Source organism: Curtobacterium sp. MCSS17_015, assembly GCF_003234265.2.
Classification (GTDB): domain Bacteria; phylum Actinomycetota; class Actinomycetes; order Actinomycetales; family Microbacteriaceae; genus Curtobacterium.
This window is the reverse complement of the sequence record NZ_CP126256.1, coordinates 39,711-51,535: the sequence shown is the minus strand read 5'-3', so window position 1 is coordinate 51,535 and position 11,825 is coordinate 39,711. Positions and strand designations below refer to the sequence as shown.

The following is an 11,825-nucleotide window of genomic DNA, read 5'->3' as shown; positions in this document are numbered from 1 at the left end:
CGTCGGAGCGCGACTGCCCGGTACGGTCGTCGCATGGGACTCCCTTGGAAGCTGCACGGCGACGGCCGCACCGTCTCCGCATCGGCGATCGTGGCGCCGGACGAACGACTCACCTGGGGCCGGACGATCGGCCTCGGCGTGCAGCACGTCGTCGCGATGTTCGGTGCCACGTTCCTGGTCCCGCTCATCACGGGCTTCCCGCCGTCGACGACCCTGCTGTTCAGCGGCATCGGCACGATCCTGTTCCTGGTCGTCACCGGCAACCGCCTGCCGAGCTACCTCGGCTCGTCGTTCGCGTTCCTCGCACCGATCGGGGCCGCGACGGAGATCGGCGGGATCCCGCTCGCGCTGTCCGGCATCATCGTCGTCGGAGCACTGCTCGCGGTGGTCGGCGGGATCGTGCACCTGGCGGGTGCCGGGTGGATCGACCGTCTCATGCCCCCCGTGGTCTCCGGTGCGATCGTCGCGCTCATCGGGTTCAACCTCGCTCCGGCCGCGCGGGACAACTTCGTCGAGGCTCCCGTCGTGGCGGCGATCACCCTCGCCGCGATCGTCCTCTGCACCGTGCTGTTCACGGGACTGGTCGGTCGGTTGTCGATCGTCGTCGGGGTCATCGTCGGTTACCTCGCCGCTCTCGTCGCGGGCGAGGTCGACCTCGGCGCGGTGCAGGACGCCGCCTGGGTCGGGCTGCCGACCTTCACGGCACCGGCGTTCGACCTGTCGCAGACCGCCGTCTACCTCGGGTTCCTGCCGGTCGTGCTCGCCCTGGTCGCCGAGAACGTGGGCCACGTCAAGGGCGTCGGCCAGCTGACGGGCCGCGACCTCACGCCGTTGACCGGCCGCGCACTGTTCGCCGACGGGGTCTCGACCGTGCTCGCCGGCGTCGGCGGCGGTTCCGCCACCACGACCTACGGCGAGAACATCGGCGTGATGGCGGCGACGCGGGTGTTCTCCACCGCCGCGTACTGGGTGGCGGCCGTCGCGGCCGTGCTCCTCGGGCTCTCGCCGAAGATCGGCGCGGTCATCTCGACCGTGCCACCAGGGGTGCTCGGCGGTGCGACGACGGCGCTCTACGGCCTCATCGGAGTCATCGGGATCCGCATCTGGGTCGAGAACCGCGTCGACTTCGCCAAGCCGAAGAACCAGCTCACCGCGGGCATCGCGCTCATCATGGGCATCGCCGACTTCACGTTCTCGTTCGGCGGGGCGACCTTCGGCGGCATCATCATCGGCACCATCGCCGCGATCGTGGTCTACCACCTCATGGACCTCATCGGCCGCGCCCGGGGCACGGACCCGGCGACGCCGGACGCGACCGACGCCGACCGCGCAGCGACCGGCGGCATCCCCGTCGAGCCGCGGGTGGACGGACGCGAGCGCGCCTGACCTGCCGGGCGGGCGTGCCGTCAGCCAGGGCGGCGACGTCCACGCGTCGACCGTACCGACCGGCAGGATGTCCTGGTGCCCTCCGCGTCCGAGACCGACCGCCGCCACGTCCGACGAGCCGTCGACCGCGACATCGTCCGGCTCGCGCTGCCGGCGCTCGGCGCGCTCGTCGTCGAGCCGCTCTTCCTGCTGACGGACACCGCGCTCGTCGGGCACCTCGGTGCGACGCCGCTCGCCGCCGTCGGCGTGGCGAGCGCGGTCCTGCAGACGGTCACGGGCCTCCTGGTCTTCCTCGCCTACGCGACGACACCGGCCGTGGCGCGGGCCCTCGGTTCCGGCGACCGACGCGGGGCGGTGCACGCGGGCATCGACGGGATGTGGCTCGCGCTCGGTCTCGGTGTCGTGCTCGCGCTCGTCGGGTGGCCGCTCGCCCGACCGCTCATCGACCTGTTCGGTGCCACGCCGGAGGTCTCGGCCGCCGCCACCGCGTACCTCACCGTCTCGCTGATCGGGTTGCCGGGCATCCTCGTGGTCACGGCCTCGACCGGGTTGCTGCGCGGCCTGCAGGACACCCGCACGCCGCTCGTCGTCGCGACCGTGGGGTTCGTCGCCAACGGGCTCCTCAACGCGCTGCTCGTCTACGGCCTCGGGTGGGGTGTGGTGGGGTCGGCGGCGGGCACCGTCGTCGTCCAGTGGGCGATGGCCGCGGTGTACGTCGGCATCGCGGTCCGCGCGGCCCGTGCCTCGGGTGCGCCGCTCCGGCCGGGCGCCTCCGGGGTCGCGCGGGCGCTGCGGTCCGGAGCCTGGCTCTTCCTCCGCACCGCATCCCTGCGGGTCGCGATGCTGGCGACGATCGCCACCGCGACCGGCCTCGGCACGATCGGCCTCGCCACGACCCAGATCGGCCTGACCGTCTTCGGCACCGTGGCGTTCGCGCTCGACGCGCTCGCGATCGCGGGGCAGGCCCTGGTCGGGCACGCCCTCGGGGCGCGGGACGCCGAACGGGTGCAGCTCGTGACCGGGCGGCTCGTGGTGCTCGGCATCGCGGGCGGCGTCCTGCTCGGGGTGCTCACGTTCGCCGCCAGCGGCGTCCTCGGGCCGGTGTTCTCGGACTCCGAAGCGGTCCGGGCGGCGCTCCCCCTCGTGCTGGTCCTCATCGCCGCGGGGCTGCCGGTCGCCGGGTACGTCTTCGTGCTCGACGGGGTGCTCATCGGCGCGGGTGACGCCCGGTACCTGGCGCTCGCGGGGGTCGTGAACCTGGTCGTGTACCTGCCGCTGCTGTGGTGGCTCGGGGACGGCCTGGCATCGCTGTGGGCGGTGTTCTCGTTCGGGTACATCGGCGTGCGCGCGGTGACGCTCGGGCTGCGGGCGCACCGGCCGGGGTGGATCGCGGCGGCACTGGCGCGGTGACGGGGCGCGCCTCCCGGCTGGCGACGACCCGTGCAGGCGACCATCGCCGCTACCCCCGCGGCGCCGCCGTGGTGTCCCCGATCCGCAGCTCCGACCGGAACGAAGCCGGCTCCGGCGACTCCCCCTCGAGCATGGCGAGCGCCGCCCGGGCAGCCGCCTCGCCCTTCGGCACGAACGGCTGCACGAGCGTGGTCAGCTGCCGGATCGGCGAGCGGTGCAGCAGGCTGTCGTCCACCTGGATGCCGTCGAACCCCACGACGCTGACGTCCTCCGGGACGCGGAGTCCGGCCTCGAGCGCGGCGGAGATCACGCCGACCGCGAGCAGGTCGCTCTGCGCGACGACCGCGGTGGGCGGCTCGACCCCGGGCGCGAAGAGCGCTGCCCCGGCGATGCGCCCCTCCTCCACCGAACTGCCCGCCGTCGCGATCGCCGGCGCGTCCGGGTAGACGCCGCGGACGCCGCGGAGCCGCTCTGTCGTGGTGAAGGCGGACGACAAGCGCTCCCGGTCCGGGTCGACCGGGCCGCGCTCGCGTGCGCTGTCGAGGGGCAGGGTGACGACGGTGACCTGCTCGTGGCCGAGGTCCCGGAGGTACGCGGCAGCCCGTCGGGACGCCTCACGGTTGTCGAGGTGCACGGGGACGGCGCCCTCGATGGTGTCGGCCTCGATCGCCACGACGGGGATCGACCGCCGCCGCAGGACCGCGACCGCCGGGTCGATGCGCACGTTGCACCCGATGAGGATGACGGCGTCCATCGGGGCGTCGACGAGCGGTGCCATCCCGCGCTCGTCGTCGAGCGGGCTCCGGACGAGCAGCAGCGACACCCCGGCGGCACCGGCGACCTCGGCGATGCCGTCGAGGGTCAGCACGTTCACGGGGTCGCGGAAGGCGTCGCTCAACCGGTCGTCGAGCACGACGCCGATGACGCCGGAGCGGCCTCGGCGCAGCGAGCGGGCGCGCGGGTCGGGTCCGTCGTAACCGAGTTCGGCGGCTACGGCGAGGATGCGCTGTCGGGTGTCCTCGGACACCGGCCCGCTGCCGCTGAAGGCGAGGGAGGCGGTGGACGGTGCGACGCCGGCCGCGCGGGCGACGGCGGCGAGCGTCGGTCGGGCTGCGCGACCGGACCGGGAGGCCCGGGTCACCTCCGCTGCGTCGGGTCGCCGGGCAGCACCGCCGGCCCCGGCGGCGTCGCCCGGCCGTGCAGCGCGGTCCGCGTCCGGGCGGGTGCCCGACGCGCCGAGGTCACTTGCCGTGTCGTCCATCGGTCGTTAGCGTAACGGCTACCCCTCCTCGAATCGATTCGATCGGACAGTTCCATGACGACGGCCGTCACCCGCTCCGCCCCGACGACACGTGCCTGGCGCAACGCGGTGTTCGTGGTGTTCACCCTCTCCGGGCTCGTGATGGCCACCTGGCTCAGTCGCATCCCGAGCGTCCGCGACGCCCTCGACGCGGAGACCGACACGATGGGCGTCCTCGTGCTCGGTTCGTCGATCGGGTCGATCGTGGGTCTCACCCTCGCCGGGCACATCGTGACGCGGCTCGGCGCCCACCGGGGTGTGCAGGTCGCCGCGCTGGCCATCGCCGCGGGCATGGTCCTGGCCGGTGTCGCGGTCACGTCGGGCTGGGGCTTCTGGGCGGTCTGGGTCTTCCTCATCGCGCTCGGGTTCGGCAACGGCCTCTGCGACGTGTCGATGAACGTCTCCGGCGCCACGGCCGAACGGCTCGGCGGCCGGACGATCATGCCGCTGTTCCACGCGTCGTTCAGCGTCGGCACGCTCGTCGGCGCCGGTCTCGGCTCCCTCGCCGAGCGCTTCGACGTGCCGGTCGCGCTGCACTTCATCGTCGTGGGGGTCCTGGCCGCACTGGCGATGATCGTCACGGTGCGGGCGTTCGGCGACGAGCGTGTCATCGAGGACCACGTCCCGACCGACACCAGCCCGGTCCCGGTCGCCGTGTCCCGCTGGGCCGTGTGGCGCCAGCCGTCGACGATCCTGATCGGGCTCATCGTGCTCGGCATGGCGCTGGCCGAGGGGTCCGCGAACGACTGGCTGCCGCTCGCCATGGTCGACGGCCACGGGCTCGAGAACGAGGGTGGCGCTGCGGTCCTCGCCGTGTTCCTCGCCGCCATGACGATCGGCCGGGTCGCCGGCAGCCCGCTCGTCGACCGGTTCGGCCGCGTCCCCGTCCTGCGCGTCTCCGCCCTCGTCGCCGTCGTCGGACTCGGCATCCTCATCTTCGTGCCGAGCGTGCCGCTCGCGATCGTCGGCGTCGTGCTCTGGGGGCTCGGCGCGAGCCTGGGCTTCCCGATGGGCATGTCCGCCGCGGCCGACGACCCGCGGACCGCGGCTGCCCGGGTGAGCGCGGTGGCGACCATCGGCTACGTGGCGTTCCTCGCCGGCCCGCCGCTCATCGGGTTCCTCGGTGAGGAGTTCGGGCTGCTGCGCGGGCTCCTCGTCGTCTTCGTCTTCATCATCGTCGCGGGCCTCGTGTCCGGTGCCGCGCGTGAGCGCACCCCGGCCGCCATCGCGGACGACCACCGCACCGCGCGGGGCGGTGACCGGCGTGCCGGTGCCGCGGATGGCCTCCCGGCCGACGGTGACGACCCCATGACCGACCCGGCGGCGGCCGGCGGGACCGGCGAGCACGTCCGACCGGAACGCTGACGGGCCCGGCCCGGCCCCGACGGCGAACCGGAGGGCCGCACTCGAGGTCCGGGTCACGACCCGACGCCGGTTAGGCTTCCCGCGTGCGTCTCGTCATCGCCCGCTGCTCCGTCGACTACGCCGGTCGCCTGTCGGCCCACCTGCCCCTCGCGAACCGGCTGCTCATGCTGAAGGCCGACGGCTCGCTGCTCGTCCACTCGGACGGCGGCAGCTACAAGCCCCTCAACTGGATGAGCCCGCCGTGCTCGATCGCGATGGCCGACCCGGACGAGGACCAGGCCGCCGCCGGCATCACCCAGGTGTGGACGGTGACGCAGAAGAAGACGCAGGACCGCCTGATCGTCAGCATCCACGAGGTGTTCGCCGACGAGTCCCACGACCTGGGCGTCGACCCGGGCCTGGTGAAGGACGGGGTCGAGGCGCACCTGCAGCAGCTCCTGGCCGAGCAGATCGAGCTCCTCGGCGACGGTCACACCCTGGTCCGCCGCGAGTACATGACCGCGATCGGCCCGGTGGACATCCTGGCGCGCGACGACGCCGGTGCGAGCGTCGCGGTCGAGATGAAGCGGAACGCCAACATCGACGCCGTCGAGCAGCTCACCCGATACCTCGAACTGATGAACCGCGACCCGCACCTCCGCCCGGTGCAGGGCGTGCTGGCGGCGCAGTCGTTCGCCCCGCAGGCCCGCACCCTGGCCGAGGACCGCGGGATCCGTTGCGTGGTCCTGGACTACGACGAGATGCGCGGCATCGAGGGCGGGCACGCCCGCCTGTTCTGAGTATGGGATGCCCCGCCCCCGCGCCGTCCCCTCCGTCCGCCGCGGCTAGGCTGGACCGGTCATGACAAGCAGCCCGGAGCGTCCGTTCACCGCCGTCCTGTTCGACCTCGACGGCACCATCAGCGACTCGGCGCCGGGCATCCTCGAGAGCCTGACGTACACGTTCCGGCAGGTCGGCGTCCCCGTGCCCGACCGCGACACCCTCATGTCCTTCGTCGGTCCGCCGATCCTCGACACCTTCCGCATCGCGATGGGCATGGACGAACCCCTCGTCGAACGCACCCTGGCGGTGTACCGCGAGCACTACTTCTCGCACGGGGCACTGGACTCGCAGATGTTCCCGGGCATCGACGTCGTCCTGCACACCGTGCACGAGGCCGGCCTGCCGATCTCGACCGCGACGAGCAAGCCCGAGACGCCGGCGACGTACATCCTCGAGCACTACGGGCTGACCGGGGACATCGACGTCATCACGGGCGCGAGCGACGACGAGGTCCGCTCCGCCAAGGCCGACGTCGTGGCAGAGGCGCTCCGGCGGCTCACCGCCCGCGGGTTCGACGTCTCCCGGCCCGTGCTGGTGGGCGACCGGCTGCACGACGTCGAGGGCGCCGCGGCGCACGGCGTGCCGACGGTCTTCGCCGAATGGGGCTACGGCTCCCCCGCAGAGGCCGAGGGGACCATCGCGCAGGCGTCGACCCCGCTCGACCTGCTGCCGATCCTGTTGCCCGACGCGTGAGTGACGCGGGCGAGCGGGCCGCGACCGGCCGCGCCGGACTCCGTGGGGCCGCCTGGCTCCTGCCCGCCGCGATCGTCCTCGTCGCGCTGAACTTCCGCGGACCGATCGTCGCGCCGGCCCCCGTGATCGGGGACGTCCGCGCCGACCTCGGCATGACCGCGACCGTCGCCGGGCTCCTCACCACGATCCCGGTCCTCTGCTTCGCCCTCGCGACACCGTTCGCGAGCTGGGTCATCGCCCGGTTCACCTCGGAGCGCGCCGTCTCGCTGTCGCTGCTCATCGTGCTGGTGGGCACCGTCGTCCGGTCGGTCCCGCACGAGGCCGCCCTGCTCGTCGGCACCGCGGTGATCGGGATCGGGATCACGATCGGCAACGTGGTGATCCCCGTCGTGATCCGTCGTGACACCTCACCCGAGCGGGTCGGTCTGGTGACCGGCGTCTACACGTCGGCGCTCAACGTCGGGTCGATGATCACCTCGCTCGGGACGGCACCCGTCGCCGCCGCGTGGGGGTGGCCGATCGCCATCGCGCTGTGGGGCGTCCTGGCGCTCGTCGCCGCCGCCGCGTGGACGTACACGGTCGGGGCGGCAGCCGCATGGCGCGGCGTCGACCGGGACCCCGAGCCGCTGCCCGCGACGGGTCCGATCGACCAGGTGCTCGACACCGGCGCCCTCCGGACGGTCACGGCGGAGCCGGCCGCCCCCGTCATCGAGGCGCTGCCGCACCCGGCCAAGCGCTGGGTGACGTGGGGGCTCATGCTCGCGTTCGGCGGGCAGGCGTTCTCGTACTACGCCCTGACGGCCTGGATCCCGACGCTCCTGCACGACGAGATCGGTTTCGACACGGCGTCCTCGGGCGCGAGCTCGTCGGTGTTCCAGATCCTCGCCGTCGTCGGTGCGCTCGGGGTCCCGGTGCTCGCGAGCCGGTTCCGGCCGCGGGTCATCATCGTCCTCGTCGCGTTCTTCTGGCTGGCGATGCCGCTCGGGCTGCTCGTCGCGCCGCAGCTCTGGCTGCTGTGGTCCGTGCTCGGCGGCGCTGCCCAGGGCGGCGGGATCACGATCATCTTCATCGTCATCGTGCGGCTCGTGTCGAACGACGACGACGCCCGGCGGTTGTCCGCGTTCGTGCAGGGCGGCGGGTACCTGCTCGGGTCGGCGGGGCCGCTCGTGGCCGGGGCACTGCACGGTGCGACCGGCGGCTGGACGGCTCCGCTGCTGACCGTCCTCGTGGCGGTGCTGCTCCTCGGCGTCGTCGGGTCGGTGTCGGCTCGCAAGGTGCGCTGAACGGGCCGCAGGCGACGCGGTCAGGCGCTCCGGGCCTCCAGGACCTGCCGGAGCGACATCGGTGCCTGCCCGGTGACCCGCTCGACGTCCCCGGACACCTTCGCCAGCGCGCCCTCGCCGATCGCCGTGTACGTGCTCACCCAGGCGTCGGCCTGCCACGGCTCCGGGTCCCACCGCTGCCGTGAGGCGTAGGCCTCCGCCACCGTCTCGCGGTGGTAGGTCACGGGCCGGCCGCGCACCTCGCTGACGACCGCGGCCGCCTGCTCGAGGGTGATCGCCGCCGGTCCCGTCAGGTCGTACGTCCGGTCCAGGTGCCGAGCAGGATCCCGGAGGACCGCCGTCGCCACGCGAGCCACGTCGGCCCGCGCCACCGCCGCCATCGCCCCGTCGCCCGCCGGACCACGGATGACGCCGTCCTCGCCGACCAGGTCCTCGACGAAGTCCAGGTAGAACGAGTCGCGCAGGAACGTGTGCGCCATCGAGGTGTCGCGGACAGCCTGCTCGGTCCAGAAGTGGTCGCGACCGAGCGTGAAGGTGGCGTCGGCGGCGGCACCCTGGAAGGACGTGTACACCACGTGCCGGACGCCCGCGTCGGCCGCGGCGCGCACGACGGTGCGGTGCTGGTCGAGCCGGTCACGGGCCTCCGCCCCGGACACCAGGAAGAGGACGTCCACGCCCTCGAGGGCGGCGCGGGCCGCGTCGGCGTCGGCGTAGGTCGCGACCGCGACCTCCGCTCCGGGCAGCTGCGGGGCACGGGAGGCGTCGCGGACGAGCATGCGGAACGGCACGCCGTCCGCGGCGAGCGCGCGGGCGACGGCGCCGCCGATGTTGCCGGTGGCCCCGGTGATGGCGATGGTCACGTCGTGCTCCTGTCGGTCGGTGGTGCGGTCGGGTGGGACGTGCTCAGGTCCGCACCAGGACGGAGGCCCGGTGCAGGTCCGCCGTCACGCGGACGGCGTTCGCACCGTCGACCTCGACCGCCCACCTCCGGGCGCCCTCGTGGTCGCGGCCGTGCCGCATGTGTCGACCGACCAGGCGGTCGATCCGCACCGAGTCGTCGACGACGCAGGCCCACGTCTCGGTGAACAGCCCGGGCAGCTCCCGCCACGGGGCGGTCCGGTCGAGCAGGTAGTTGCCCTCGGAGACGACGAGCACGGTTTCGGGCGGCACGGCGATGCTGCCGGCCACCGGTTGGTCGACGCGTCGGTCGAAGTCGGGGGCCCAGACGGTGGAGCCGGTGCCGTCCGTCCCACCGGTGCCGTCGACCGCGGTCAGGCGGCGCACGAGTGCGACGTACCCGGCCGCGTCGAAGGTGTCGATCGCACCCTTGCGGTCGCGGCGGCCGAGGGCGTCGAGCGCGGTGTTCGCCAGGTGGAAGCCGTCCATCGGGACCTGCACGGCGACGCCCGCGCCGAGCCGGTCCGTGACCTCGGTGACGATCCGACGGGCGAGCGTGGACTTGCCCGCCCCCGGTGCCCCGGCGATGCCGACCACGCTGCGTCCGCCGGCCTCGGCGAGCGCCACCGCACGTGCCACGGCCTGGTCGACGGACAGGGTCTCCTGCGTGCTCACGCGTCCATCCTCGTGCATCCAGGGGCCGGACGAACAGCGTCCGACGACCGTGCCCGGTTCCCCGTCGGCGGGTGCAGTGTCCCACGAACGGGCGCGTTCCCCCGGCGACGAACGGGCGGTAGCGTTCGTCACCTATGGCGCAGACGACATCCGGCCCGGCCGTCGCACAGGTCACCGCTCCCGACCGTGCGGCGCCGCTGGCCGTGCGGTCGTCAGCCAGGACGACCCCGCTGACGAACCAGGTGGTCATCGCCGCGGTGTCCGTGGTCGCCGCGGTGTGCAGCGTGCTGCTCCCCTGGCTGACGGTCACGAACGCGCCGAGCATGTGGGCGGGAGCGGGCCTGACGCTGGTCGGGTTGGCGTTCACCGGACTGCTCGTGGCACGACCGGAGCTCGCTCGGTTCGAGCTGCTCGTCCCCGCGCTCGACTTCGTCGCGATCGGCCTGCTGCGGTTCGGCACCGGAGATGCGCGCTCACCGTTCCTCGCTGCGGTGCTGCTGCCGGTGATCTGGATCGCCGCCCGGCCGGGTCGTCAGCACGTCGTGTACCCCCTGATCGGCACCGCGGTGACCTTCCTCCTGCCGACGGTCGTCGGGCAGACGGAGCTCGGTTCCGCCGAGATCGTGCGCCTGGTGGTCGTCCTCGTGGTCTTCATCGGGGTCGCCGGCGTCACGAACGAGCTCGCCCGCCAGGCCGCGGTCCGGCTGCAGGCGATGCAGGACCTGCGACAGCAGGCCGAGGCGGAGATCAGCCAGGCCGCCCTCGTGCAGCGTTCGTTGCTCCCCGTGACCGCCGTGGACATCCCGGCCGCGCTGACGGTCCGGGCCGTGTGCCTGCCGACCCGCTCGGTCGGTGGTGACTTCTACGACTGGTTCCCGATCACTGACGGCGCTGCGTTCACGCTCGGGGACGTCATGGGCAAGGGCGTCGGCGCGGGCATGATCGCCGCCGTCGTCCGGTCGGTCCTCCGGTCGTCGGTGCGGGTCGGCGCCCCGAACGAGGCCGTCGGCCGGACCGCCACCGGCCTCGACGTCGGTCTGGACGCCCCGACGACCGAGCAGTTCACGACGTGCTTCCACCTGCACGTCAGCGTCGACGGTGTCGCCCGGTGGGTGGACGCCGGGCACGGACTGACCCTGCTGCTCCGCGCGGACGGTGGTCACGAGTGGCTCCGGAGCTCGGACCTGCCGATCGGTGTCGGGTCGGCGTGGACGACGCACGAGACGGCGCTCTCCCCCGGGGACGTGATCCTGAGCGTCAGTGACGGCGTGCTCGACCTGTTCGGGGACGGTCTGGAGGCGCTCGACCGGTTCGAGGCGTTCGCCGTCGCGGACCCGGACCCCGACCACCTCGTCGAGCGGCTCGAGGAGCGCGGTCGTGCGGGCCACAACGAGGACGACGTCACGGTGCTCGCGATCCGGTACGACCCGGAGCTCGAGGCCGCCCGGTCCTGAGCGCCCCCGGGACCGAGCAGTGCTGACCGTCCCCAGCGGTCACGCAGTCGTGTCCCCACCGACCCCGGCCCAGCGCAGCGCCTGCACCACGAGCAGCCCGTGCCGGTGCGTCCCGAGCTCGTCGAGCCGTACCCACCGTGCCATGTCCGTCGTCCCGACCGCCTCGTGGCGGAGCGCGCCGCCCGCGACCCTGGCGCGGTGCACCACCTGCACGGCCTTCATCGGCCGGCCGTTCCGGTGCTTCCGACGCTCCGGCGGCACGACGTGCGACCGGATGCCGAGCAGCCCCTCGACCACGACGTCGTACCCGGTCTCCTCGCGGACCTCGCGGACGGCACCCTCCTCGACGGTCTCGTCGAGCTCGACCCCGCCGCCGGGCAGCGTCCAGAGCCCCGCGTCCGGCCAGCTCAGCCGTGCGAGCAGCACCCGGTCGCCGTCGGTGACCACGGCGTAGGACGCCAGCCGGGTGTCGTAGTCGGTGTACTCCATGACCCGACCATCCCAGCAGGCGGGCCGATGCCGGCGAGCCGCGCCGTGCCT

At 73.5% G+C, this 11,825-nt stretch carries 11 protein-coding genes; 7 read left to right on the top strand and 4 right to left on the bottom strand.

The genetic code is table 11. From position 1 onward, the window contains the following. Positions 1-33: 33 nt before the first annotated feature. Both DEJ18_RS00240 and DEJ18_RS00235 read left to right on the top strand, forming a co-directional pair. Positions 34-1,386, top strand: a complete 1,353-nt coding sequence (locus DEJ18_RS00240) for a uracil-xanthine permease family protein (protein ID WP_111209815.1) — start codon at positions 34-36, stop codon at positions 1,384-1,386. 75 nt (positions 1,387-1,461) lie between these two features. Further along, positions 1,462-2,796: an MATE family efflux transporter gene (locus DEJ18_RS00235; RefSeq protein ID WP_111209816.1), complete on the top strand. Its 1,335-nt coding sequence runs from the start codon at positions 1,462-1,464 to the stop codon at positions 2,794-2,796. A gap of 49 nt (positions 2,797-2,845) precedes the next feature. Here the strand turns inward: DEJ18_RS00235 and DEJ18_RS00230 are convergent, their stop codons facing one another. Further along, a complete protein-coding gene (locus DEJ18_RS00230) occupies positions 2,846-4,057 on the bottom strand; it encodes a LacI family DNA-binding transcriptional regulator (RefSeq protein WP_146241495.1) in 1,212 nt (403 codons plus the stop codon). Positions 4,058-4,111: 54 nt separating this feature from the next. On the opposite strand from DEJ18_RS00230, the gene DEJ18_RS00225 reads away from it, so the two are divergent. The 4 genes from DEJ18_RS00225 to DEJ18_RS00210 all read left to right on the top strand — a co-directional run bounded on the left by DEJ18_RS00225 (position 4,112) and on the right by DEJ18_RS00210 (position 8,259). Continuing rightward, complete coding sequence (locus DEJ18_RS00225) at positions 4,112-5,461, top strand: MFS transporter (RefSeq protein ID WP_111209817.1); 1,350 nt, start codon at positions 4,112-4,114, stop codon at positions 5,459-5,461. Positions 5,462-5,544: 83 nt separating this feature from the next. Then, entirely contained in the window at positions 5,545-6,240 is a 696-nt protein-coding gene (nucS, locus tag DEJ18_RS00220) for an endonuclease NucS (protein ID WP_111209818.1), read from the top strand. A 61-nt stretch (positions 6,241-6,301) separates the two neighbouring features. Beyond that, positions 6,302-6,976 carry an HAD hydrolase-like protein gene (locus DEJ18_RS00215; RefSeq protein WP_111209819.1) on the top strand — a complete coding sequence of 225 codons (675 nt, stop codon included), beginning with the start codon at positions 6,302-6,304 and terminating at the stop codon, positions 6,974-6,976. Continuing rightward, a complete protein-coding gene (locus DEJ18_RS00210; protein WP_258376856.1) occupies positions 6,973-8,259 on the top strand; it encodes an MFS transporter in 1,287 nt (428 codons plus the stop codon). The genes DEJ18_RS00215 and DEJ18_RS00210 overlap by 4 nt, the downstream gene beginning before the upstream one ends. Before the next feature lie 20 nt (positions 8,260-8,279). Here the strand turns inward: DEJ18_RS00210 and DEJ18_RS00205 are convergent, their stop codons facing one another. Next, positions 8,280-9,119 (bottom strand): SDR family oxidoreductase, encoded by an 840-nt coding sequence (locus tag DEJ18_RS00205; RefSeq protein WP_111209821.1) that lies wholly within the window; start codon positions 9,117-9,119, stop codon positions 8,280-8,282. 43 nt (positions 9,120-9,162) lie between these two features. After that, entirely contained in the window at positions 9,163-9,831 is a 669-nt protein-coding gene (locus DEJ18_RS00200; protein ID WP_258376857.1) for a nucleoside/nucleotide kinase family protein, read from the bottom strand. A gap of 134 nt (positions 9,832-9,965) precedes the next feature. On the opposite strand from DEJ18_RS00200, the gene DEJ18_RS00195 reads away from it, so the two are divergent. After that, complete coding sequence (locus tag DEJ18_RS00195; protein WP_111209823.1) at positions 9,966-11,285, top strand: PP2C family protein-serine/threonine phosphatase; 1,320 nt, start codon at positions 9,966-9,968, stop codon at positions 11,283-11,285. Positions 11,286-11,324: 39 nt separating this feature from the next. On the opposite strand, the gene DEJ18_RS00190 is transcribed toward DEJ18_RS00195, so the two are convergent. Next, positions 11,325-11,774, bottom strand: coding sequence for an NUDIX hydrolase (locus DEJ18_RS00190; RefSeq protein WP_111209824.1), 450 nt, complete (start codon positions 11,772-11,774; stop codon positions 11,325-11,327). Between the last annotated feature and the right edge of the window lie 51 nt (positions 11,775-11,825).

What these genes read in the sequence shown, in the direction of transcription:
- DEJ18_RS00240 (WP_111209815.1), top strand. Translation starts at nt 34, where the DNA reads ATGGGACTCCCTTGGAAGCTGCACGGCGACGGCCGCACCGTCTCCGCA.
- DEJ18_RS00230 (WP_146241495.1), bottom strand. Translation starts at nt 4,057, where the DNA reads ATGGACGACACGGCAAGTGACCTCGGCGCGTCGGGCACCCGCCCGGAC.
- DEJ18_RS00225 (WP_111209817.1), top strand. Translation starts at nt 4,112, where the DNA reads ATGACGACGGCCGTCACCCGCTCCGCCCCGACGACACGTGCCTGGCGC.
- DEJ18_RS00215 (WP_111209819.1), top strand. Translation starts at nt 6,302, where the DNA reads ATGACAAGCAGCCCGGAGCGTCCGTTCACCGCCGTCCTGTTCGACCTC.
- DEJ18_RS00195 (WP_111209823.1), top strand. Translation starts at nt 9,966, where the DNA reads ATGGCGCAGACGACATCCGGCCCGGCCGTCGCACAGGTCACCGCTCCC.
- DEJ18_RS00190 (WP_111209824.1), bottom strand. Translation starts at nt 11,774, where the DNA reads ATGGAGTACACCGACTACGACACCCGGCTGGCGTCCTACGCCGTGGTC.